The organism is Halorussus ruber (genome assembly GCF_004765785.1).
Classification (GTDB): domain Archaea; phylum Halobacteriota; class Halobacteria; order Halobacteriales; family Haladaptataceae; genus Halorussus; species Halorussus ruber.
In genome coordinates, this window is the sequence record NZ_SBIT01000002.1 from 211,445 (window position 1) to 234,008 (window position 22,564).

At 66.7% G+C, this 22,564-nt stretch carries 25 protein-coding genes; 12 read left to right on the forward strand and 13 right to left on the reverse strand.

The window, feature by feature from the left end; translation table 11 throughout:
- Window positions 1-12: 12 nt before the first annotated feature.
- Window positions 13-624 (forward strand): MBL fold metallo-hydrolase, encoded by a 612-nt coding sequence (locus EPL01_RS08195; protein ID WP_135824776.1) that lies wholly within the window; start codon window positions 13-15, stop codon window positions 622-624.
- A gap of 81 nt (window positions 625-705) precedes the next feature.
- The gene (locus EPL01_RS08200) at window positions 706-1,011 is read left to right on the forward strand and encodes a MazG nucleotide pyrophosphohydrolase domain-containing protein (RefSeq protein ID WP_135824777.1); all 306 of its coding nucleotides are present in this window, start codon (window positions 706-708) and stop codon (window positions 1,009-1,011) included.
- A 15-nt stretch (window positions 1,012-1,026) separates the two neighbouring features.
- Here the strand turns inward: EPL01_RS08200 and EPL01_RS08205 are convergent, their stop codons facing one another.
- Window positions 1,027-1,209, reverse strand: a complete 183-nt coding sequence (locus EPL01_RS08205) for a hypothetical protein (protein ID WP_135824778.1) — start codon at window positions 1,207-1,209, stop codon at window positions 1,027-1,029.
- Between the two features lie 129 nt (window positions 1,210-1,338).
- A complete protein-coding gene (locus tag EPL01_RS08210; RefSeq protein ID WP_135824779.1) occupies window positions 1,339-1,488 on the reverse strand; it encodes a 50S ribosomal protein L40e in 150 nt (49 codons plus the stop codon).
- Between the two features lie 140 nt (window positions 1,489-1,628).
- Between EPL01_RS08210 and EPL01_RS08215 the strand changes: the two genes are divergently transcribed.
- Complete coding sequence (locus EPL01_RS08215) at window positions 1,629-2,849, forward strand: right-handed parallel beta-helix repeat-containing protein (RefSeq protein ID WP_135824780.1); 1,221 nt, start codon at window positions 1,629-1,631, stop codon at window positions 2,847-2,849.
- Here EPL01_RS08215 and EPL01_RS08220 read toward each other — a convergent pair whose 3' ends face one another.
- The 3 genes from EPL01_RS08220 to EPL01_RS08230 all read right to left on the reverse strand — a co-directional run bounded on the left by EPL01_RS08220 (window position 2,850) and on the right by EPL01_RS08230 (window position 5,618).
- Window positions 2,850-3,374, reverse strand: a complete 525-nt coding sequence (locus EPL01_RS08220; RefSeq protein WP_135824781.1) for a DUF367 family protein — start codon at window positions 3,372-3,374, stop codon at window positions 2,850-2,852.
- A 582-nt stretch (window positions 3,375-3,956) separates the two neighbouring features.
- Complete coding sequence (locus tag EPL01_RS08225) at window positions 3,957-5,120, reverse strand: acyl-CoA dehydrogenase family protein (RefSeq protein ID WP_135824782.1); 1,164 nt, start codon at window positions 5,118-5,120, stop codon at window positions 3,957-3,959.
- An 81-nt stretch (window positions 5,121-5,201) separates the two neighbouring features.
- Window positions 5,202-5,618, reverse strand: coding sequence for a DUF7344 domain-containing protein (locus EPL01_RS08230; RefSeq protein WP_135824783.1), 417 nt, complete (start codon window positions 5,616-5,618; stop codon window positions 5,202-5,204).
- Window positions 5,619-5,776: 158 nt separating this feature from the next.
- Between EPL01_RS08230 and EPL01_RS08235 the strand changes: the two genes are divergently transcribed.
- Window positions 5,777-6,304, forward strand: coding sequence for an HPP family protein (locus tag EPL01_RS08235; protein ID WP_135824784.1), 528 nt, complete (start codon window positions 5,777-5,779; stop codon window positions 6,302-6,304).
- 40 nt (window positions 6,305-6,344) lie between these two features.
- Here EPL01_RS08235 and EPL01_RS08240 read toward each other — a convergent pair whose 3' ends face one another.
- Both EPL01_RS08240 and EPL01_RS08245 read right to left on the reverse strand, forming a co-directional pair.
- Window positions 6,345-7,916 carry a DUF7537 family lipoprotein gene (locus tag EPL01_RS08240; RefSeq protein WP_135824785.1) on the reverse strand — a complete coding sequence of 524 codons (1,572 nt, stop codon included), beginning with the start codon at window positions 7,914-7,916 and terminating at the stop codon, window positions 6,345-6,347.
- Window positions 7,917-8,188: 272 nt separating this feature from the next.
- Window positions 8,189-8,905 carry a type 1 glutamine amidotransferase gene (locus EPL01_RS08245; protein WP_135824786.1) on the reverse strand — a complete coding sequence of 239 codons (717 nt, stop codon included), beginning with the start codon at window positions 8,903-8,905 and terminating at the stop codon, window positions 8,189-8,191.
- Between the two features lie 331 nt (window positions 8,906-9,236).
- Between EPL01_RS08245 and EPL01_RS08250 the strand changes: the two genes are divergently transcribed.
- Window positions 9,237-10,280 (forward strand): DHH family phosphoesterase, encoded by a 1,044-nt coding sequence (locus EPL01_RS08250; RefSeq protein WP_135824787.1) that lies wholly within the window; start codon window positions 9,237-9,239, stop codon window positions 10,278-10,280.
- 18 nt (window positions 10,281-10,298) lie between these two features.
- Here EPL01_RS08250 and EPL01_RS08255 read toward each other — a convergent pair whose 3' ends face one another.
- On the reverse strand, window positions 10,299-11,759 hold the full coding sequence (locus EPL01_RS08255; RefSeq protein WP_135824788.1) for a class I adenylate-forming enzyme family protein: 1,461 nt from the start codon (window positions 11,757-11,759) through the stop codon (window positions 10,299-10,301).
- A gap of 430 nt (window positions 11,760-12,189) precedes the next feature.
- Window positions 12,190-12,993 carry an alpha/beta fold hydrolase gene (locus EPL01_RS08260; protein WP_135824789.1) on the reverse strand — a complete coding sequence of 268 codons (804 nt, stop codon included), beginning with the start codon at window positions 12,991-12,993 and terminating at the stop codon, window positions 12,190-12,192.
- A gap of 102 nt (window positions 12,994-13,095) precedes the next feature.
- On the opposite strand from EPL01_RS08260, the gene EPL01_RS08265 reads away from it, so the two are divergent.
- Window positions 13,096-14,262 carry an HD domain-containing protein gene (locus EPL01_RS08265; RefSeq protein WP_135824790.1) on the forward strand — a complete coding sequence of 389 codons (1,167 nt, stop codon included), beginning with the start codon at window positions 13,096-13,098 and terminating at the stop codon, window positions 14,260-14,262.
- A gap of 107 nt (window positions 14,263-14,369) precedes the next feature.
- Here EPL01_RS08265 and dps read toward each other — a convergent pair whose 3' ends face one another.
- A complete protein-coding gene (gene dps, locus EPL01_RS22010; protein WP_210424102.1) occupies window positions 14,370-15,122 on the reverse strand; it encodes a DNA starvation/stationary phase protection protein Dps in 753 nt (250 codons plus the stop codon).
- 240 nt (window positions 15,123-15,362) lie between these two features.
- Between dps and EPL01_RS08275 the strand changes: the two genes are divergently transcribed.
- Together EPL01_RS08275 and EPL01_RS08280 are read left to right on the forward strand one after the other, a co-directional pair.
- A complete protein-coding gene (locus tag EPL01_RS08275) occupies window positions 15,363-15,995 on the forward strand; it encodes a DUF7529 family protein (protein ID WP_246045652.1) in 633 nt (210 codons plus the stop codon).
- A gap of 115 nt (window positions 15,996-16,110) precedes the next feature.
- Window positions 16,111-17,160, forward strand: coding sequence for a DUF7972 family membrane protein (locus EPL01_RS08280; RefSeq protein WP_135824792.1), 1,050 nt, complete (start codon window positions 16,111-16,113; stop codon window positions 17,158-17,160).
- A gap of 13 nt (window positions 17,161-17,173) precedes the next feature.
- On the opposite strand, the gene EPL01_RS08285 is transcribed toward EPL01_RS08280, so the two are convergent.
- The gene (locus EPL01_RS08285) at window positions 17,174-17,938 is read right to left on the reverse strand and encodes a DUF5806 family protein (RefSeq protein WP_135824793.1); all 765 of its coding nucleotides are present in this window, start codon (window positions 17,936-17,938) and stop codon (window positions 17,174-17,176) included.
- 106 nt (window positions 17,939-18,044) lie between these two features.
- Here EPL01_RS08285 and EPL01_RS08290 point away from each other — a divergent pair, with 106 nt between their 5' ends.
- Genes EPL01_RS08290 through EPL01_RS22410 form a run of 4 tightly spaced genes read left to right on the forward strand, consistent with a single transcriptional unit; the run spans window position 18,045 to window position 19,611 of the window.
- Window positions 18,045-18,413, forward strand: coding sequence for a universal stress protein (locus tag EPL01_RS08290; RefSeq protein ID WP_135824794.1), 369 nt, complete (start codon window positions 18,045-18,047; stop codon window positions 18,411-18,413).
- On the forward strand, window positions 18,410-18,931 hold the full coding sequence (locus tag EPL01_RS08295; RefSeq protein WP_135824795.1) for a GNAT family N-acetyltransferase: 522 nt from the start codon (window positions 18,410-18,412) through the stop codon (window positions 18,929-18,931). Before EPL01_RS08290 ends, EPL01_RS08295 begins: the two co-directional genes overlap by 4 nt.
- Window positions 18,932-18,988: 57 nt before the next feature.
- Window positions 18,989-19,459: a hypothetical protein gene (locus EPL01_RS08300; RefSeq protein ID WP_135824796.1), complete on the forward strand. Its 471-nt coding sequence runs from the start codon at window positions 18,989-18,991 to the stop codon at window positions 19,457-19,459.
- A 23-nt stretch (window positions 19,460-19,482) separates the two neighbouring features.
- Window positions 19,483-19,611 carry a hypothetical protein gene (locus EPL01_RS22410; protein WP_281275347.1) on the forward strand — a complete coding sequence of 43 codons (129 nt, stop codon included), beginning with the start codon at window positions 19,483-19,485 and terminating at the stop codon, window positions 19,609-19,611.
- Between the two features lie 8 nt (window positions 19,612-19,619).
- Here the strand turns inward: EPL01_RS22410 and EPL01_RS08305 are convergent, their stop codons facing one another.
- Together EPL01_RS08305 and EPL01_RS08310 are read right to left on the reverse strand one after the other, a co-directional pair.
- Window positions 19,620-20,075 carry a universal stress protein gene (locus EPL01_RS08305; protein ID WP_135824797.1) on the reverse strand — a complete coding sequence of 152 codons (456 nt, stop codon included), beginning with the start codon at window positions 20,073-20,075 and terminating at the stop codon, window positions 19,620-19,622.
- Window positions 20,076-20,140: 65 nt separating this feature from the next.
- A complete protein-coding gene (locus tag EPL01_RS08310; protein ID WP_135824798.1) occupies window positions 20,141-22,486 on the reverse strand; it encodes an ATP-dependent DNA helicase in 2,346 nt (781 codons plus the stop codon).
- Window positions 22,487-22,564: the final 78 nt, after the last annotated feature.

A 22,564-nucleotide genomic window follows, 5' to 3' on the forward strand; every position in this document is an offset into this window, starting at 1 on the left:
GAACACCCCGGCATGCAAGTTCACAACGTCACCGCCGACGCGGAGACGTTCACCTGCAACGCCTATCTCGCCGAGGGCGACCGGACGGTGCTGGTCGACGCCGGAAGCATGCCCGGCGTGGTCGATGTTATCGCGGACCACGTAGACGACGTGGACGCGGTCGTCCTGACCCACCAGCACGGCGACCACGTCGCCGAACTCGACACCGTGCTGGACGCCTACGACCCAGACTTGCTCTGCTACGACGACCACCCGCGCCGGACCCGGAAAATCGAGGACAGCGACACCGTCGAAATCGGCGACGAGGAGTTCGAGGCGGTCTACTCGCCGGGCCACGCCGACGACCACCTCGCCTTTATCAGCGATTCCGCCATCTTCAGCGGCGACGTGGTCGTCTACAACGACGGCGCGTTCGACGACGGGAGTTTCGGCCGGACCGACATGACCGGCCAGTCCCGCGAGCGGGAAATCGAGAGCATCCGCGAGATTCTGGACCGGATGGGCGACGGCGTCGAGTCGATGTACGCCGGGCACGGCGACGAGTTCCACGGCGACGTGCGCGAAGTCGTCGAGCGCGCGCTGGAGCGGGCCGAGCGCCGCGAACCCAAGTATCCCGAGGAGTGACGGACTCCGACGAGTAGCCTCTCCTCCGAGGACCAATCGGAAATCGTTTTCACGCTCCGGCCTCCTGTCTCCAGTCTGGAAATGAAAGCCCAACAGAAAGTCGCGGACTTCTTCGAAAAACACGACATGGAGGGCGAACCGGCCTACCAGATACTCGACCTCGCCTCGGAGGTCGGCGAAATCGCCAAGGACGCCGCCGACTCGACGGGCTACGGGGCCGACCCCGACGAGTTGGACGTGAAGTCCGACGAACTCGGCGACGCGCTGTTCTCGCTGCTGGCGGTCGCCGAGTCGCTGGACGTGGATGCCGACGAGGCCTTGGACGAGGCGCTGGCGAAGTACGAGGCTCGAATCGAGGAGACCGGCGACCCCGGGTCCGGCGAGTGAGTCCTATTTCCCACGTCAGCCCTTGACGTACAGGAGCCACGGGAAGAGCAGCGCCAGCCACAGCACGATGGCGACGCCCGACTGGAGCGACCGGTGAATCGGCAGGAGCCAGCCGACTGCGATTGCCACGACCGCGGGAGCGCCGACCACGACCAGAATCGAGGGGTCGGAGTCGGCGACGGCGTCTCGTCCGAACATCGCTCGCGGCTACTCAGCACGCGAGGAAAGTGTTTGGGTTCCGAGGGTAGAAGTCGTCCGCCGACAAAACGACAGAGAAGTAACTAACAGGGCGTTTCCGGAGCGAGGACGAAACCGAGCGACGCCGGATTAGGCGTTGCGCGGTTCCTTGCTCTTGGGCCGGAGGTTACCGTAGCCGCACTTGCGGCAGTTGTCGGCTCCGTGGGGGTTGCGAGCGTTGCACCGCATGCAGATCATCTTGTCGAGGATTCGGGCTTCCGCCTTCTCGAAGCTAGCCATACCGACCGGTTGGCCGTCACCGCATTTAAACCTTACAGAGTCGCCCGGCCGCCGGGCCGACTCGCGGACCACGGAGGGCGAACTCGCATCCGGCGCAGGCGGCGACAAGCCCTAACTCCCCGTCCGACGAGTACTGGTGCATGGCAATCGGACGCACAGCGAAGTGTCTCGCAATCGCCGCCGTCCTCGGGATGGTTCTGGGAGTCGTCGCGCCCGCAGGAGCGGCGGCAGGGCCGATGCCAGTCGAGCAGACTGCGCAGACCGCCCCGACCGAAATCGAGCGTTGCACCGCCATCACCGAGTCCGGCGAGTACGTCCTCGCGGACGACGTGGCGAACGCCTCGCCGACCAGACCCCGGTCGGGCCTCGGGGCCTGCATCGCCATTCGGGCCGACGACGTGACCCTCCGCGGCGGGAGCCACACCCTCGCCGCCGGACCCGGCGGCGAACCCGGCGTCGTCGGGGTGCTGGTCAGGGGCCGCTCCTCGAACGTCACCGTCACGAACCTCACGACGACTCGGTGGGGCGCTGGCGTCGCCGTGGTGGGCGCGACCGACGCGACCCTCCGGAACGTCTCGGCGGTGAACAACCTCGGCGACGGCTTCTTCGTGGAGAACGCGCCGGGCGTGGAACTCCGGGGCGGCGAGGTCCGCGGGAGCAACACGGGGGTCTTCCTCCGGAACTCGCCCGACGCCCGCCTCGCGGACCTGACCGTCGCGGACAACCTCGCGGGAATCTCGGTCCGGCGCTCCGGCGGCGCGACGGTGTCGGGCGTCAACGCGAGCCAGCACAGCCAGTTCGGACTCGCGGTCTTCGCGTCGGCGAACGCGACGATTGCGGACTCCTCGTTCGCGGAGAACGGCTTCGCCGACGTGGCGCTCTCGCGGGCCGAGGACAGTCGCCTGCGGAATCTCGCGCTGTCCGCGAACTCTGGGACCGAGTGGCCGCTCTACGCCGCGGAGAACTCGACCGCGGTCGGCGAATCGGTCGCTATCGGCGAGACGAACCTCTCTTTCGAGGTCCGCGACGCGGCGCTCGACTCGGCGGTCGAGGCTCCGCCGCTTCCGATAACCGAGCGGCCGGTCGTCGGCGACCCGCTGTTCGCGCTTCCGACCGGCGAGGAGGCCGCCCTCACGCTGTCGGTGACGTACACCGACGCCGCGGTCGAGGGTGCGAGTGTGACCGAGGAGGACCTCTCGCTCTGGCGCTTCGACGCGGGCGAGGGCTGGCGGCGTGCGGCGACGACGGTGGACAGCGAGCGAAACCGCGCGTCGGCGACGGTCGGAAATCTGAGTCGGAACGGGACAGTAATCGCGCTCGTCGGCAAGGGACTCGCCGAATCGGAAAATAGAACCGAGTAGCTACGCGCTCTCGTCTTCCGCCTGCTCGTCTCCGGCGTCGAGATACTCCTGCTGAATCTCGACCACTTCGGTCGAGTCCTCGCAGTCGGCGTAGCGCCGGAGGGGTTCGGCGTTGAGTTCGAGGAAGGTCTCGCCCCACGTGAACTTGGCCAGAATCTCCTCGGCCCGCTCGCGTTCGCCCAGAACGACGAGCGCGGCGGCGAACGCCTCGACGGTGGTGAGTTGGAAGGGCTTGCCGTAGTTGACGGGGTTGGCCGCCACGAGGAAGGGGAGCGCGCGGTGGACGCCGGGCATCTCGAACAGCGCGCGCTCGGCGGTCTCCCACGAGCAGTCGAGCGCGACCAGCGTGTCGGTCTCGGCCCGGTCGGCGGGCGAGAGCGCCTGCTCGGCGTGGGGGTTCAGCACGATTCCGTAGGGGGTCGCCCCGGCGCTCCGGTGGAGGTCGGCGAGGTCGAACCGGGCCAGCTTTCTGGCCGTACACTTGTCGGGGTCGTCGTCGCCCTCGTAGCGGACGTGAAGGTTCACTTTACGGTCGTGGGTTGGGTGCAGGGTGTGAAAAGTGACTCGTTCGGAAGGAGAGTGACGGTAGCAGACAGCAGGACCGGCGTGAGCGGGGGAACCGACGTGGTGTTGTCCTCTAAAGCCCCCGGTCGCTGAACCCGCCGGGACTCGTTGCGCTCCTCGGCCTCCGGCCTGCGGTGCTTCCGTCGTCCGGGCGGGATTCAGCGACCGGCCCCTTTACCCCACCCACGGTGGATTGGTCCACTCGGCGCGCGGGAGTGCGCGCAGTTCTGCGTGCACTCCTCGTGCGAGGGAGTCGGCCGCCACCGGCGGCCGACGAGGTTGGGGAGGACGAGGTTCGGTGCGGCGGCGGGGCGGCAGACGGCTTTGTTCAAGCCTGAAGTAGCCGTCCTGTTGCGGTGCGGTCGCGGTCTGCTTCGTGTCGGAAGTCGCTACCTCGGTGCAACTCACGAGAGTCGTCTATCGAGGTCAATAAACAATGTCTACAATTGCTAAAGAAATATAGATTTAGTCCTTCCGAGTCACTCGTAAGCGGCAATCCCGGTCTGCTCACCGAAATTCCCGACCTACTCAGACGCTAGCGCGTCACTCGTAGGCGGGAATTCCGGTGAGGTCCTCGCCCAGAATCAGCGTGTGGATGTCGTGGGTGCCCTCGTAGGTGTAGACCGTCTCCATGTTCGCCATGTGGCGCATCGGCGAGTAGTCCGTCGTAATCCCGTTGCCGCCGAGCATCTCCCGGGCGACCCGCGACTGGTCGCGGGCCATCCGGACGTTGTTGCGCTTGGCCATCGAGACGTGCTGGGGTCGCAGGTCCCCGCGCTCTTTGAGGTCCGCCAGCCTGTGCGCCAGCAGTTGACTCGTCGTAATCTGGGTCGCCATCTCGGCGAGCTTCTGCTGTTGAATCTGGAAGCGACCGATGGGGCCGCCGAACTGGTCGCGCTCGGTGGCGTACTCGCGGGCCGTCTCGAAGCTATCGCGGGCCGCGCCGACCGCACCCCACGCGATGCCGTACCGGGCCTGCGTGAGACACGACAGCGGCCCTTTCATGCCGGAGACGCCGGGCAGGACGGCGTCCTCGGGGACGTACACGTCGTTGAGGCCAATTTCGCCCGTGACGGAGGCGCGCATCGAGAGCTTCTCGTCTATCTTGTTCGTCGTCACGCCGTCTGTGTCGGTCTCCACGAGGAAGCCCCGGACCGGATTGTCCTCGGCCGAGCGGTCCCGCGCCCAGACGACCGCCACGTCCGAGATGGGGGAGTTGGTAATCCACGTCTTCGAGCCGTTGAGGACGTACTCTCCCGCATCTTTCTCGGCGTAGGTCTCCATCCCCGAGGGGTTCGAGCCGTGTTCGGGTTCCGTGAGGCCGAAACACCCGACCAACTCGCCCGTGCCGAGGCCCGGAAGCCAGCGTTCCTTCTGCTCCTCGGAGCCGTAGGCGTAGATGGGGTACATCACGAGCGCCCCCTGCACGCTCGCCATCGAGCGAATGCCGGAGTCGCCCGCCTCCAACTCCTGCATCAGGAGACCGTAGGCCTTCTCGCTGACGTTCGGCAGGCCGTACCCATCCAAGTTCGGCGCGTAGAAGCCGAGTTCGCCCATCTCGGGGATGAGGTCGGTCGGGAAGGTTCCCTCCTCGAAGTGGTCGGCGATGTCGGGCTTGACTTGCTCCTCGACGAACTGTCGGGCGGTGTCTCGAATCATCCGCTCTTCCTCGTCGAGGTCGTCCTCCAGCGAGACGTAATCGAGCATGACGGGAGTTGCGGGCGGAACCGTGAAAAGCGCTCCTACTCGTCTGGGAGTGTCGCCGAAAATAGCGCGGCTTCGACAGTGCTAGACGTCGATGCTCTCGTCACGACTCGCCGCGATGTCGAGGTAGGCGTCGGTCTGTTCGGCGTACGGACCGCGCGAGACTACCGACTCCTCGTCGTCGTACTCCACCAGCCCCATCATCGCCAGTTTCGGCAACTGGGAGTGGCGAAGCGAGGTGAACACGCGCTTGCAGTGCTCCTCTGAGACGAGGTCGATCGGCTTGTCCGTCTCCCACGCGGCGACGGTGTCCACCAACTCGCGGAGGTCGAGAGGGTCGTCGGCCTCTCGGAGAGCGACGAGGACGTACCGGCTCCGCTTCGAGGACAGCGCGTCGAAGACGTTGTCCTGCGACAGTGGCGGTACGTCGAAGTCGGGTTCGTCCGGGGACGGCGTCGTCGGGGACGAACCTCCGTTACCCTCAGCTAGGTCGTTGTTCATCTCTCTTTATGAGTAGCCCGCGAGACGGGGTGTCGCTGTTGGTTCACTAGTCAAGGTGTTTAAAGAGGGCGAGCGGGAAAACCGGCAGACGGAAACGAGGTATCTCCCGCCAGTCGTGTTCGGGAGGACTTTTCCGGTTCGGTCCGCGATAGGGAGACGTGCGAGAGGAGTTACGCGAGAGTGCGACGGCGGGTGCGCTGCTGGTCGTAGTCGGCGCGCTCGCGGTGCTGTCGGGCCGGACCTTCCTCTTTCCGAGCCTCGGCCCCTCGGCCTTCCTGCTGGCGACCAAGCCGTCGGCCCCGGCGAGCCATCCCCGACGAGTCGCTGGCGGGCACGCTGTCGGCGTGCTGGCCGGACTGGCGACCTACCACGCGCTGGCGTCCGGCGTCGCCGTGACCGCGCCGCCGCCAGCGATGACGACCGCGAGTGCTTCGCTGGCGGTCAGCGGCGTCGTCTCGGTGATGCTGACGACTGCCGGGATGGTCGCCGCCGACCTCCGGCACGCCCCGGCCTGCGCGACGACGCTCATCGTCTCGCTCGGCCTGCTCTCGTCGCCGACCGACGCGCTCCTCGTCGGAGCCTCGATTCTGATTCTGCTGGCGACCCACCGGACGCTTCTTGCGACAGAAATCGCGCCGGGCCAGACGACAGCGGACATCGCCGACGCCGCCGACCGGCCGAGTTGACCGCCAGCAGGACGACCGGCCGAGTTAATCCGGCTACGGGCTACTCCTCCGCGGTGGCGTTCTTCGCCTCGTCGTGCCACGCCGGGCGCTCGACCGTCGTCTCGCCGAGCGCGGTGAACTGGACGGTCTGCCGGACTCGGGTCGTGTTGTTCCCCCGGGTCGCGGTGTACGCGATGCGGTATTCGCGGACGAGGCCCTGCTGGCCGACGATGGCCGACAGCGAGACGTTTCGGACCGAATCGGCCCGGAGTTGTCCGGCCAGCGTGTCGGGGTTGCGGATACCGGTCGATTCGACCAAGTAACTCGCTCCCTCCGGTCCGTCGCCGACGCCTTCGGTCGTCGTGTTCAGCGCGCTGAAGAGGACGAAGAGGGTATCACGGCTCGTTCGAGCGGCGAACGGCGGCCGGAGTTCGTTCGAGACCTTCCGGTAGGTCGTCCCGTTCGGGCGCTCGATGGCGTACCACGTGCCGTTCTCGCTAGCCCAGACCGACATGTCGTGTTGGTAGAGACCCGCGAGTCGAGGATGGCCGCTCACGTCGCTGTCGCTGGTGAGTCGGAGCGGGTCGTGTGCGATTCGTTTGGTCGAGTTGCCGCGCGCTCGGACCGTCCCGTCGAGGTCGCTGACGGTGATGTTCGAGCGAACCGTGTACGACCGATTCCGGAGGTATCGAGCGTGGGCCGAGGAGAGCGCGGCCGCGTCGGTGACGCCCGACTCGTTCAGGCCGGGCGCGAGGTCGTCAGCGAGTGCCTTTCGGGTCTCGTTGGTCGCTCGCTCGGCGTCCTCGACCCACGCCGGGACCGCGACCTCGGTCGCGCCGAGTTGCGAGTAGCGGACCGTCATCGTGCGGTGACCCGAGACGTTCTCTCGCTCGAAGTCGAACTCGTAGGTGACGTTGCGAACGAGGCCGGAGGAGGCGACCAGCACGGTAGCCGTGACGTTGGTCGCGTTGACCTCGGCGGTGCCGTTGGGCGCGTTGTAGCTGAACGTCTCGGCCTCGGTGGTGGCCCGGACGCGGTACCGCGTTCCCTCCTCGCCGGACACGTCCTCGTCACGCTCGACCGCCGAGACGGTCGTCTCGGAGGCGTTCAGCACGTCGGCGAGGAGTTGCTCGCTACTAAAGGTGTTCTCCGCGAAGCCCCGGCCGGACTCCCGACGGAAGTCCTCGGAGAAGATGCTGGTGTTCCAGTACGTGACCGACCCGTTGGTGTAGACGCGGGTGTCGTCGATGGGGACGCCAGCGACGCTGACGCCGGTTCCGGTCTGGGTGTGGTTGAACCGGAGGCGGTCGCTCCCGACTTGCGTGTGCTGGCTCCACTCGCCGAGTTGGGTACCGTTGTCTGCGACGACCCGGACCTCGCGGTCGTAGGTGTACGACTGGCCCGCGAGGGCGTCCTCGTGGGCGGCGGCGAGCGCCCCGGCGTCGGTCACGCCGGAGGCGGAGAGGCCCGGCGGGAGGGCCTCCTCGTTCAGGGTCGGCCCGCCAGCAGTGGTCTCACCCGGCGATGCGGTGGTCGTCTCCTCGACGGCGGGGCCGCCTCCGGGGAGGGCGTTGCACCCCGCGAGGACGAGCAGGAGGCAGACGCAAATCGGCAGGAGGGCGTTGCGGCGCATGTCTCCGGTTTCGACGCTTTCGCATAAAGGTCTATGGACTGACCAGTTCGCCGAGTTAACCGTGTTTCGGGGACCGAGGGCGCTTTCGTCGGCGGAACACCGGTATCTCCCGAACTGTCAGCGTCTCCGGGGTTCGCTGGTTTCGGACTCGGCGAGTGTTCCGAGTCCGGAAGGACGGGGCGGGGCGCAGTTGCGGGGCGATTACGACCGATTCGGTAGACAATATAAATAGGCGGATAACATAGTGTGATGATTCCTAAATAAATAATCCCCTATGCAGAAACCGTCTCGTTATTGCTCTCGGACGCTATCTCGCGCACTTCGCGGACGTACTCGCAGAAGTTCTCGAAGACGAGTTTCGCCTCGCAGGCCGCCCGATAGTTCTCGTCGTTGATGCCAGCCAGCACTTCCTCCATGCGCTCGTCGGGCAACTCCTTGCCCTTCGTGACCGACTCGGCGGTCTCGGCGTCGTACTCGGGGTGGAACTGCACGCCGAAGACGCGATTTTTCCGGAAGCCGTGGTTCGAGTAGTCGTTGGCCGCGATCTCCTCCGCGCCCGGCGGGAGGGACGTCACCGCGTCGGAGTGGGTCGTGAAGACGGTGAACTGCTGGTCGATGCCGTCGAACAGCCGCGAGTCGCCGGTATGCTCGACTTCGCGGTAGCCGATTTCGTACTCGCCCATGTCGGCGACTTCCCCGCCCAGCACGTCCGCGAGGAGCTGGTGGCCCCAACAGACGCCGAGGCAAGGGAGACCGGCCTCGATGGCCTCGCCGACCCACTCCTTCGTGGGCGCAATCCACTCCTCGTCCCAGTAGACCGACGACCGGGACCCCGACACGACCACGCCGTCGAAGTCCAGCGTCTCGGGCAGGTCGCCGCCCGTCGCGTCGAACTCCACGAGGTCGGCGTCCAACTCCCGCCGGAAGTTCCGCCGGGTGTCGGTGCCGTCGTGTGCGGCGTTGACGAACGCGATTCGCAATCGACTCATTGTCGAACACGAAGGGCTCCCGGTTCAAAAGGTGTTGCGCTGTGGGGAGTTCTGCCGGTACTCAGTATCGGCGGCAAGCAAAGACACGACGGGGACTACCGCCGGGAGTACGGGAGAGACTGTTTAGAAAGCCCCCGCCCGGTCGCGGTCGCTCTGTGAGATATTTCCGCGCTCTCCGCACCGCTCGCGCGGAAATAGTGGCTCACAGAGACGACCAAGCGTTGCGCGACCGGGCGGCCCCTTTCAGTCCACCCAAACGAAGGCAAGTGACACCGAGCGCCGCCAGAGGAGGCCACAGCCTCTTAGCCCTGTATCACAAATAACGGCACCAATGACCAAATCAGCGGACCTCTACGACCTCCTCGCCGAGGGTGACGAACTCCTCATCGTCTGCCACAACAACCCCGACCCGGACTGTCTGGCGAGCGCGCTGGCGCTGGGTCGCATCGCGGCCCACGCCGGAATCGACGAGCGGCGCATCCTCTACAGCGGCGACATCTCCCACCAGCAGAACCGGGCGTTCGTCAACCTGCTCGAAGTGGACCTCGTCCAGTTCGAGGCCGAGAGCGTCCGCGAGCGGGCCGAGGACTCGCTGGTCGCGTTCGTGGACCACTCGGTGCCGGGCGTGAACAACGAGGTCCCCGACGACGTGCCCATCGACGTGGTCATCGACCACCACTCCGCCGAAGCCATCGAGGCGCGCTTCGTGGACCACCGCGAGGGAGTTGGCGCGACCGCGACCATCCTCACGGAGTACGTCCGCGAGTTGGACGTGGAGTTCGACGAGATTCTGGCGACCGGCCTGCTGTTCGCCATCCGCCGGGAGACGCTCGGGTTCCTCCGAGGAGTGACCGGCGACGAGTACGGGGCCGCCCAGACTCTCCACGGTCACGCCGACATGGAGATGCTCCGGCGACTCGCCACGCCCGCGGTCAGCGGCGCGACGGTGGACGCCATCGCCGACGCGGTGGGCAACCGCATCGTCCGCGGGTCGGTCCTCATCTCCCACGTTGGCCGGACTAGCGAGCGCGACTCGCTCCCGCAGGCCGCCGACTACCTCGCCACGCTGGAGGGCGTCGAGACCGCCATCGTCTTCGGCATCGTGGACGAGGAGATAGAACTCAGCGCCCGCTCGACCGACCCGCGAGTCCACGTCGGCAACGCGCTCCGCGACATCTTCGAGGACGTGGGGAGCGCGGGCGGCCACCGCGAGATGGCGGGCGGGCAGGTCCCGCTGGGCGTGTTCGCCGACCTGACCACCGACGGAACCGACGCGGAACTCGTGGACATCGTCCGGCGCGTCATCACGAACCGACTCGTCGCCGGTCTCAACCTCGGCGACGAGGGGGCCGACTCGGAGAACGACGGCGCGTAACGCTCAGTCCTCGCCGAGTCACTCTTCACCGAATTGCTCCTCGCCCGAGAGTTGCCGCCGAAGTGCCGCGCGGTCGAGTTCACCGGTCGAGCGCCGGGGGAGCGACTCCGCGCGGTCGAGTTCCGGCAGGGCCGCGCCGTCGGGGAGTTCGTCGCCCAGAAATTCGCGGAGTTCGCTGGGGTCGGCCTCGCCGACGAACGCCGCCAGCACGCCCTCGGACGCCGGAACTACTCCGGCCGCGGTGACGCCGGACCGGGCTTCGAGCGCTCGCTCGACTCGGCCGGGGTCGATACGGGCCGACTCGGATTCCGAGGAGTCCGAGTCGCCCGCCGAACTCACGAGGTAGTAGTCGCCGTCTTCGCGGACGGCGAGGTCGCCCGCGGCGACCCACTCCGAAAATTCGTCGGTACCGCCATCCGCTGTCAGGTATCCGCGGGGCGTCACCGGCCCGCGGAACTGGAGTTCGCCGACCTCGGAGTCAGGTTCCGCGTCCCCCGCACCTGCGATTCGGACCTCGCAGTCGGGGACGGGTCGGCCCACGCAGTCGGGGCCGAAGTCGTCGTCCCCGTCCGCTTTGCTCGCTCGGTCGGGCGGCACGTAGAGGTTGTTCGGCCCGGTATCGACTCGGCCGTAGGTCCGGACCACCGGCGCGCGCCGGGCCAACTCCTCGCGGGCGTCGGCGGGGAGCGCCGAGCGCGTGCCGAACCACTCGACGCTCCCGAGGTCGGCGTCCGCGAACGCCTCGTTCTCGACCAGTTCGCGGTACTCGGTCGCGCCGCCGAGGAGCAGGGTCGCGCCTTCCTCCTCGACCGCCGAGAGCGCGTCCTCGGGGTTGAACGCCCGGAGGAGGGCGGTTCGCCCGCCGACGTAGAGCAGGGGGAGCGCGAGCCGGAGGAGGCCGTCGGCGTCCGAGAAGGGGAACAAGGCGGGCGCGCAGTCGTCCCGGCCGAGGCCCCACGCGGCCGCCGCGGTGATGCAGTTCCACTCGACTGCTCGCGCCGGGAAGTCCACCACGCGCTCGCCGTCCTCGGTGTGGAGGTAGAGCAGGGAGTCTTCTCGACTGCGCTCGACCGATTCGTAGTCGGCCCCCTCGTGGCGACCCAAATCCTCGAACGAGTGGGTCTGCTCGTCGGGGAGGCCCCGGACGAGGTCGCGCTGGGCCTCCTCGTGGACGACGACCTCGGGGTCGATTGTCTCCAGCGGGCGCTCGACGGTGGCGGGCGTGAGTCGGTGAGAGACGGGCGCGAAAATCGCGCCGAGTCGCCGGACCGCGAACAGGAGCGCCAGCGTCTCGACGCGATTCCGAGACACGACTGTTACCGTGTCGCCCGGCCCGACGCCGAGCGCCGAGAGCCTGCGCGCCATCGCGTCGGCCTCGGATTCGAGGTCGGCGTAGCTGACCCGGCGGTCGGCGTCCACGTCCACGACCGCGGTTCGGTCCCCCCAGAGCGCGGCCCGGCGTGAGAGCGAGAGCGTCATGGAAGGAGGTTCGGCGCGGGCGACCGTAGGCGTTGTTGCGGCGACTCGAAAAACGCGATTCAGAGCGAGCAGTCACCGACTTCTTCTCTATGAGAGTCGTGGTCGCTCAGCGGGAGATTTTGCAGGCGCAGAACTGCGCCCGCGAAATAGCGCCACGCTGAGACGACTACAGTGGACGTAAGCGACCGGCCCCTTTCAGTCCACCCAAACGTGCCAATCGTCTCGCCGAGCGTCTGCTGGTGGATTTAGTTGTTGAGTTGCGTCAGCCTTTCCTCCCCGTCACGGTTACTTCTCCAACCTTCTCCACGCTTCGCTCGACACGTCTCCCCACTCCTCGGAGAGTGTTTCAGCGCTCTCGGACGCACTCCGATAGGCAATAGCCAACTCGTTCTCGTCAGGAGTATCCGACTCAGTTTTCCTCATGGCAAGGTCACTCTCCTTCCTCGTAGTCCGCCAAGAACCCGACGAGCGCGTCGTTGACCGCCTTGGACTGCTCCACGAAGAAGAAGCGTTCGCCGGGGAACTCCCGGAACTCGCCCTTCGGGAGGCCGTCTGCCAGCAGACGGCCGTTCTCGGCGGGAATCACCCGGTCGTCGGCACCGTGGAGGACCAGCGCGGGCGTCGTGATTTCGTAGAGGCTGTCGCTGACGTCGAAGTCGGCCATCGCGTCGAGGTGGCCGCGCTGGGCCTCGGGGGTGGCGTCCTCGGCGCGTCGCCAGCGCAGGATTCGTTCGAGGAGGTCCTCGGTCTCGAATAGCTCCTCGCTGGCGACCGGTTCGAGCGACGTTCGGAGCGAGGAGGTCTCCTCGGGGTTGGCCGCCAGTCGCTCGCGCACGTCGTCGGAGATGGGTTCCGCGCGCCGACCGCCCGGCGAGGAGCCGAGAATCGTCAGCGTTCGAGCGCGAGAGTAGTCGAGAGCGTACTGGAGCGCCACCATTCCGCCCATCCCCGCGCCGACGAGGTGGGCCTTGCGCGCGCCGTGGTCGGCGAGGACGGCTTCGAGGTCCGCGGCCATCTCCGCGATGCTGTAGGAGTCGGGCGCGTCGGAGTCGCCGGTGCCGCGCGTACTCGGGACGACGACCTCGTAGGGACCGGCGAGCGCGGGATACTGCCAACTCCACTGCCACGGGCCGTAGCCCGCGTCCGCGAGGAGGACGACGGGGGTGTCGCTCTGGGTCGCGTCGCCGCTGACTTCGTACTGGATAGAGACGCCGCCGTTGTCCGCGTAGGGCATGCGCGGCGATTCGGGGCCGCGGCGTTTCACCGTTTCCTTCGAGCGACGCGTGGTCGGCCGACTGCGCTAGAACTTTGTTCGCGGTGGCGCAACCCGGAAGCCATGAAGGCCATCAAGGACAGCGTCCACGACCACATCCCGGTTTGCCCGCTCGCCTCGGACCTGCTCGACACGCCCGAACTCCAGCGCCTGCGCCACATCAAGCAACTCAGCACGGTCCGACTGGTCTATCCCTCCGCGAACCACACCCGGTTCGAACACAGCCTCGGCGTCTACTACCTCGCCCGCGAGGCCTGCTCGCTCCTCGGCGTCGAGGGGCAGCGGGCGAAGGCGGTCCGGGCCGCCGCGCTCCTCCACGACGTGGGCCACGGTCCCTACGGCCACCAGACCGAGGGCATCATCGAGCGCCGACTCGGCAAGCACCACGACGAGGTCGGCGACCTCCTCGCGTCGGGCCGCCTCGCCGACGTGCTGGAATCCCACGGCCTCAGTCCCGCGGAGGTGGCCGAACTGGTCGAGGGGCAGGGGAAACTCGGCCAACTCGTCGCCGGGGAACTCGACGTGGACCGGATGGACTACCTCGTGCGCGACGCTCACCACACCGGGGTCCCCTACGGCACCATCGACCACTCGCGCCTGCTGGCGGCGCTCCAGTTCCGCGACGACGAGTTGGTCCTCTCCGCGGGCAACGTCCAGACCGCCGAGGGGACGCTGGTCGCCCGGACGCTGATGAACGCGACGGTCTACCGCCACCACGTCTCGCGCATCGCTGGCGAGATGCTCGAACGCGCCAGCGAGCGACTGCTTGACTCGACCGATTTGGACGCCGCCCAGTTCGCCCGGATGACCGACGCGCGCCTGCTGGGGACTTTGCGGGACTGCGAGGAGACCGCCGACGCCGCCCGGCGACTCGAACATCGGGACCTCTACAAGCGCGCGGTCTGGGCCAAGTTCGACGCGGTACCGGAGTCGGTCGTCAGCGCCGACCGCGAGGCGGTTCGGTCGTTCGAGCGCGACATCGCGGGCGTCGCCGGGGTGTCGCCCGAGGAGGTGCTGGTGGACACGCCCGGCGAACCCAGCATGCCCGAGACCTCGACCCGCGTGGTCGTGGACGGCGAAGTGCGGCGACTCGCCGACGAGTCGCCGCTGGTCGAGGGCCTGCGGGCCGCCGGACGCGCCCAGTGGCGACTCGGGGTCTACGCCCCCGAGGAGTCGGTTTCGGAGGTCTGCGCGGCGGCCGAGCGCGTGCTGGGCGTCGAGGTCGAATAGCGCGTGGCGCGAAAGCGCCGCTTCAGAAACCTATAGTTGTCTTAAAGAAATCTATCTGGTTCTTAAAGAACTGTATTTATTTCTTCGCCGTCGCTAACAGTTGGTTCTCAGTAGCCGGAACTGCCGTATCGGCGGTCGGTCCGAGGCGGTTGGCTCTGAGTCTGACCGCTCGTCTGACCGGATTGGCCGCCCGTCTGGCTGGTCTGACTGCTCCGACTACTCATCTGTCCGGATTGACCACTTGCCCGACCGGACTGACCGCCCATCTGGCTCGTCTGGGACTGCTCGCGGTACTGCGAGGGCTGACCGCCCTGCGAGGAGCCCGCGCCCTGCACCCCTTCCTGCATCGACGCGCCCGGACGCTGCGGAATCGCCTCGGGGTCGACCGCTTGCAGGTGCGCTTCGAGGAAGTACAGTTGCTTGTCCACCTCCCGCGAGAGTTCGGTGTACATGTCGGCGGTGTCCTCGTCGTCGCGCTCGACCGCGGCCTCGATTTCGCGCCGGAGGTTGTTTCCGTGGATGCCGACGCGCTCGACCAGCGCCTCGACGTACTCCGGCCCGGTGGTCACGTCCGCCGGAATCTCGGGAATCCGGGTGTTGGACGCCGCCGAGCGGACGGTGCCGTTGGCCTCGCCGCCGAGCGCCGTCGCGCGCTCGGCGATGATGTCGGCGTGTTCTTCGAGCGTCTCGGCTATCTCGTCGAACAGCAGGTGCAGCTGGTAGAAGTTCATCCCCTTGACGTTCCAGTGGGCGAACTTGCATTGGGTCATCAGGTCGGTCGTGTCGGCGAGGCTCTGGTTGAGCATCCCGACCATCGTTCGGCGGGTCTCCTCCGGAAGCCCCACCGCGGACCGGAACATCTGCGGTCGTCGCCCGCCGGATTCGTTACTGCTCCCCATTCGGCCGCCGCGTCGAGACCGACCGCTTCGGCGCGTTTGGCTACTGCGTCGTGACTGTCGAGTCTGACGCTCCCGTTGTGAACTCATAGTTTCTCCCCCACCTCGTGGACGACGACTGCGAGTAAGAAAGTTCGGGCGAAGGGTGGCGCTGAGTGCCCCCGAGTACCAAGACTTTTACCCTTTAAAGCCGCGTTCGAAACCATGAGCGACGACGCCGAGGAGCGCGACGAGTTGGCGGACGACGCCGAAGTACCCGAAGACTTTGACGAAGCGGACCTCGAAGAACTCGCCGAAGAGGACCCGGTCGCCGGGTTCGAGCAGGCGGGCGAAATCCCCGGCACGCACCTCCGGGCCGCGGAGTTCTGGGACGAAATCATCTCCGACATGGAGGCCACCGCCGACGAGTACGAGGCCGACGGGTGGGACACGCTCCAACTCCACCCCGGCGACGTGACCGCGCTCGTGCCCGACGACAACGACGAGCGGTTCGGTCTCGACGTGCTGGTCCCCGACGACGAGTTCGCCGAACTCGAATCGCTGCTGGACGGCGGCGTGGCCTTCGACGCCTACGAGGCCTTCCGGGCGATGGCCGACGGACTGGTCCTGTTCGTGGTCGCCATGGAGGACCGCGACAGCGAAGTCGCCGTCCTCTACCCGGCCTACTACGACGCCCAGAACGCCCAGACGATGCTCACGACCGCCGAGAGCGCCGGAGAGATGCACACCTACGTCCGGACGCTGACCGACGAGCAGATCGAGTTCACCCACGACGAACCCCAGAACTTCGGCCCGCCGACCGGCGAGGGCGAGGAGACGGACGTAGACGCCGAGTGAGGCGACGCGACGAGGAGGCGAACGCGAACGAGCGACCACTTCTACACTCTCACCCGACGAACCAACACGCTCGGCCGATGGACCAATACGGCCGAACGCCGAACCTCCCTGGCGAATGCTCGGAGGGGACATCGACTCGCCGACCGAAATCACCGACACCATCGAGAAACCCGACCGAGGAGCGCTCCGGCGCGCGCTGTTCGACGTCAAGCGCTGGTTCCTGCTCGACGCGAACCGATGGGTCGTCGTCGGCCTCCTCGGCGTCGGCACCTTTCTGCTGACCGTCGCTGTCGGCACCTTCGGCCCGGTGTCGGTCCAGCGATTCCTCACGCGGGGCGTCTCGCCAGCGACTGCGCTCGTGGAACTGATGAAGACCGTCGTCTCGGTCGTGACCATCGTCCTCTCCATCAATCAACTCGTCCTCTCGCCGGAGTTGGGGCCGGTCAGCGACCAGCGCGGCCGATTGGAGGACACGATGGGACTCCGCAGGCGGAGCGAGGGCCTGCTGGACGACACCGTGAGTCCCCTCTCGCCGGGCCAGTATCTCGACGACCTCGTGTCGGCGCTCCGCGACCGGGCCTCCTCGCTCCCCGACGCCATCGACGGCGGCCCGGACCTCCAGTCGGACCTCGAAGCGTTCGCCCGCGACCTCGAATCCGACGCCGGAAGCGTCAACGACGATCTCGAAGACGCGAAGTTCGGCGACTTCGAGGCGGTCGCGGCAGCGATGAATCTCGACACCTCGGGCAAGATACGACGCCTGCGCCTGATTCGCAAGGAGTACGAAGAGCAACTGAACGACGAGGAGAGGGAGGCGCTGGTCGAGATGATAAACGCCATCGAGTTGTTCGTCACCGCGCGGAGTTACCTGAAGACGACCTACATCCGGACCGAGTTCATCAACTTCTCGCGGGCGCTACTCTACGTCGGCCTCCCGTCACTACTGCTGGCGTTCTACGCCACGCAAATCTACGACCCCGGCGTCTTCCCCGCCACGACCTTCGGAGTCGAGAATCGGCTCTGGTTCGTGAGTACCGCGGTCACAATCGCACTCCTCCCGTTCGTGACGCTCATCTCGTACATCTCGCGGCTGGCGACGGTCTCCCAATCGACGCTGTTCATCGGGCCGTTCGTCGCCGGGAGCGAGGAACACGAGGAGGACTGACGGATTAAATCTCTCAGTCGTCGGCTTCCGCACCCGCGTCGGCGTCCGAGGCCTCCATCTCGTGGCCGCAGTTGGGGCACTCCAGTTCGTCGTGGCGCAACTGCTCGCTGGCCGACCGGACCTCGCGCATCACGCCCGAGATTCGGTCCTCGGCCTCAAGTTCCTCGTCGACGGACAAATCGACGCCCTCGACTTCCAGCAGGAACTTGGCGACCTCGGTCACCTCGTACATCATGTCGTCTAGCTCCTCGGCGGTGAAGAATCCGGACATCGCGCCGTAGAGGAAGGTCGCGCCCGCCTGCCGGACCTTGTCCTCGAACGAGGAGCGCGCCTGATTGACCGCCTGCGGGGTGTAGGTGTCGGTCATGAACGGGACGAGTTCCGGCAGGTTCTCGCCGATTTTGGTCATCTCGACCCCGGTTTCTGTCCGGAAGTCGGCGCAGAGCCGGGCGATGGCCCACTCGCGGGCGGTGATGTAGGTCCGGTCGCGCAGGAACTCGTTGACGCGGTCGTACTCCGCGCCGTCCATCTTCTTGAATCGCTCGTACTTGCGAACGTCCGAGGGAATGTCGTCCGACTCGGGGATTTCGTCGTCAGAGGGTACGTCGTCTGTGGCGTCTTCTTCGGCCTCGGTCGCGTCAGCAGTCGCGTCGTCGCTGGCCTCGGATTCGGCGTCGGCAGGGGGGTTCGACTCGCGGTCGGCGTCCGTGGTGCGAGTCGGGTCGGCTTCGGCGTCCTGATTGTCGTTCTCGGAGGGACGCGGTGGGTCGTCTGCCATGAATCGGGGTAGCGGTGGGAGGTGGAAAAGCGTATCGTCTGTCCCGGAGTGGCACGGAGTCGGTCGCCACACAACTGTTTTGTCGGAGGGCGCGGTTGGGGGAGATATGAACGTCCTGCTCGGAATCGGCGGAAGCGACGACTCGCTGCGCGCGCTCGAAGAAACTGTAGAGCGTGCGCAGGCCGCTGGCGACGACCTGACCGTCGTCGTCCTCGAAAACCCCGAAAGCGACCGCGCGACCGACGAAATCGAGTCGCGGGTGTTCCAGACGCTCGAAGACGCCGAGTTCTCGGCCGAGGTCCGCCAGCTCTCGGGCGACCCCGGAAGCCAACTCGTGGACCTCGCCGAGCGCGAAGGGTTCGACCAGATCGTCCTCGGCGGCGGCCAGCGCAGTCCGATGGGCAAAATCAAACTGGGCCACATCTCGGAGTTCGTCCTGCTGAACTCCCCGGTGAGCGTCAAGCTAGTACGATGAGTCGAAGCGAGCGTCGCTACCCCGACGAGGAGGCCGGGTCCTTCCCCGAACCACCGCTGTCGTTCGAGGACAAGGAGGGCCGGGAAATCGAGATTCGGCCCTACGCCGAGGGCGAGTTCGAGGCGGTCGTGGAGATGTACACCGACTTCGCTCCCGCCGACCGCGCGCAGGGCATCCCACCGGCCACCGAGTCGCGGGTCCGCGACTGGTTCGAGAACCTGCTGGAGGGCCTGAACGTGGTGGCGTGGCACGACGACCGAGCGGTCGGCCACGCCACGCTGGTCCCCGACGAGGACGCCCACGAACTCGCCATCTTCGTGCATCAGGACTACCAGCGCGCCGGAATCGGGTCGAAGCTGATGCAGGGCCTCCTCGGTCACGGGCAGGCAAACGGCGTCGAGAAGGTCTGGCTGACGGTCGAGCGCTGGAACCACGCCGCGGTCAACCTCTACGAGTCGGTCGGATTCGAAACCCACGGCACCGAGAGCTTCGAAATCGAGATGGTCCTGCGCCTGTGAGTCGGGTGGTAGAGCAGGTCGAATTTTAAACCGGAAGCCGGGACAACTCCGTTCCGGATGGCACTACACGACGAAGACGAGCGCCGCGAGGTGACGTACGACGAGGCGAGAGCGGTGCTGGAGGCCCAACGCGAGACGCTCGCTGACATGGATACGAAAGCGGTGCGGACGGTCAGGATAACGGTTCTCCTCGTCGGCGCACTCCTTTCGGCGTGGCGAATCGAGGCAGGACTGTTCGACCCTGTGTTCGCTAGCATGGGTAGTCTCGCACTCGTCGGGTCGCTCGTCGCGGGAACGTTCACGTACAGCGAATCGGACATCTATCTCGGGCCGAACGAAGAGTACGTCACACGACTCGCAGACGGTGACTTCGACGACGAGAACTGGAAAGAAAACTTACTCTACAACTTCGGCGGTTGGATAGCTGAAAACGGGTCAGAGATACGATTAAACGGGTATCTGCTGTTGACGACGCAGGTACTCCTCGTCGTTGGTATCGTCTGTACTGCGCTTGCCGTAGCTTTATAGTCGAAAGAGTCGAAGTAGTCGGTATGGCAGAACAGTCACGAACGCCCGCCGAAACAGGCCAGCGCAGTCACCAAGGTCCGGCACTACTGACGAAGTTGCTCCTCCGACGGAACAGGTACGAAGACGACGCAGACGAGGAGAACGACCAGTAACGGCCGTCTCACACCGACAGCACGGGCTGGCTCGCGTACAACAGCACGTACTCGGCGGCCTTCTCCAGTACTTCGCCGGGTTCCCCGCTGAGGGGTTCGCGCGGGATGACGATGAAGTCGGCATCGACGTCCTCGGCGGTGTCGAGGACCGCGCTTCCGGGATGTTGGGTCTTTCTGGTGGTCGAGAAGCCGAAGGCGTTCGAGGTCGAGACGGTCACGTCGTACTCGTCGGCGAGGTCACGGACGGTGTCCATGAACGTCTCGGTGTCCGAGAGGACGTCCTCCTTGGCGACGGCTCCGCTCTCGATGCCTCGGACTAGCTCCTCGCCGAGGACGTACATCGCGTGGACCGACGCGTCGTACTGTTCGGCGACGGCGACGGCGTACTCGACGGCCTCGACCGACTCGTCGCTTCCATCGACGGGGACGAGGACGGTCTCGATTGCAAGCGGCGGCTCGGTCATGTGCCTATCTGTGAGGGCGCTCGGCAAAAATCCTCGCCTCGTTGAAGGGGTGTTCGGGTCGGGGACTACCAGAACCTGTCGAGACCGAGCGAGAGCATGTCGGGAGTGACCGGCTGGAACTCCTCGCGCTCGGTCTCCGGGAAGTACTTCCGGACGCTGTCCCACGAGTCGCGGGCGTACCGGGAGTCAACGAGGACCCGAACTCCGACCTCCTCCGGGCCGCGAATCACGCGACCGAGGGCTTGGCGGGCCTTTCTGACGGCGGGAACCGTCAGCGCGTACTCGAAGCCGTCGCCGAAGGCGCGGTCGTAGGCCGTCCTGACGGCCTTCGTTCTCGGACTCGCGGTGTTGATGATTGGGACGCCACAGACCACCGCGGCGCTGAGTTTGTCCCCCTCGTAATCGACGCCCTCGGTGAGGGTGCCCCTGAGGCTCGTCACGAGGACCTTGCCCTCGCCGCCGAAGAACTCGGCCTTCAAGTCCTCGGTCACGTCGTCGGCGCTGCTCTCGTCCAACAGGACCGGTTTCTCGACGCTAGAGTTCTCTCGCAGGCTCTCGGCGGCCCACTCGGCCTCGGCGTAGTTGGGCATCCCGACGAGGACGTTGCCCGGCGAGGAGGTCGCCACGTCGCGGAGCGCGTCGGCGTAGACCTGCCGGGCTTGGGTCTCTTCTCCGGGGGCACCGCGGTTGTCGTAGGTGAACTTGGGCGCGGCGACGGCGAAGCTCTCGCGGTTCTCCTCGGGGAAGTTCAGGCCGTAGGTTCGGTCCACGACGGGGCGGCCCTGCTCAGTTTCGAGGTGGTTCAGTCCCGTGACCTCCTCGAACACGTCGAGGGGTTCGAGCGTGGCGCTCATCAGGACGCCGCCGCCGAACTCCGCGAGTTGCTCGCCGATGGCGTCGCTGGGCACGCAGTTCTGCATGGCGAGGCGGGCGTTGTAGGCGCGCCGCCACGAGGAGTCGGGTTCCTTCTCGTTCCACGTGCGTTCGAGTTCGATTTCCCGGAAGTAGTGTTCGTGGTCGTTGCGGTACCACTCGCCGAGGACTCGGCCCGCGGCGGGGGCGGCGCGCTCCTTCTCGTCGTCCTCGGCCTCGTCGAGGATGCGGGCGACGACCGCGCCGACCGCCTCGGCCTTGACCCAGATGCCGTCGTGGTAGCCCTCGCTTTCGGCCCACTCCGAGATTTCGTCGGGTTGGGGTTCGGTCGGGTCGCGCAGGGGAATCTCGTCGTCGGGCAGGTCGTGGAGGTTCGACTTCCAGCCGCGGTGTTCGCGTTCGAGGTGGGCCGTGACCCGGCGGTCGAGCTCCTCCCGCAAGTCGCGGAAGAAGTCGCGGGTCGCCTCGATGTCCGAGAGGGATACGTCGCTGTCTTCGAGTTCCCCCCGGACCAAATCGGCGTCGGCGGCGGTGTGGGTCTCCTTGTCGCCGTCGAATTTGAGGGGCTGGATGACCCGAGTGAGTTCTGACTCGGCGTCTCGCAGGGTCTTGTCGCCCACCGCGTCGCTGACGAGGTCCCGGACGCGGGGTTCGAGCATGTGGGCCTCGTCGCAGACGACGAACGTGGACTTGTCCAGCAGCGCGCCCGTGAATCCGGAGGTGGTGACCGGGTCGAAGGCGTGGTAGTAATTTCCGACGACGACCTCGGCGTGGCCCAGCATCGCGCCCATCATCGAGTGCGGGCAGGTACCGTGCTGGACCGACAGGGAGACCAACTCCTCGGGGTCGATGAGACCCATGCTGTCGAAGTCGAAGGGAACGGCCTCGACGGGGTCGCCGTCGTCGGGCACATCTTCGAGAAACTGGGCGTAGAACGGGCAGTATTCGAGGTTGTCGTACTCCGGCATCTCGGGCGGGTAGGGGGTCGGCTCGTCGGCGGTTTCGAGGTACGAGGCCGCGTTCCGGCCCTGCGCGCCCGAGTCGGCGAGGCCGGTCTGTTGGCTCCGCGCACGCGAGACGAGATTCTGCGCGGTGGTGGCTCCGCCCTCGCCGGTGATGGCGCGGGTGTCCTCGCGGAGGGATTCGCATCGCTCGTAGACGTTCGCGTCGTCGATGCCGCCCGCGTTCTCGCGGTTGTACGGACACACGTCGGCCTTGCCGACGAGGGTCAGCGCGGTCACGGGGTCCCAGTCGGCCGGGAGGTTGGCGTTGATGGTCCGGAGGTCCTCCTCGAACTGCCGCAGCTGCTGTTTGACGCTGGTCAGGACGACCACGCGCTCGTAGTCGCTGTCGGGGTTCCGAACGAGGTGGATGCCCGCGGTCAGCGCCAGCATGGTCTTGCCGGTCCCGCAGGCACCCTCCACGACCGCGAACCCGCCTTGCTGGGCGGTGTCGATGGCCGTCTCGATGCCGTCTACCTGCTCGTCGTAGGGGTCGTCGTGGCCGAAGACCTCGCGCCACGAATCGCGGGAAGTCACTGGCGAGGAGTTAGCCCGCCATCCGGTTTGAACGTTTGGATACCGCAGGATGCGGGGTTCGACTATCCGGAAGAAACG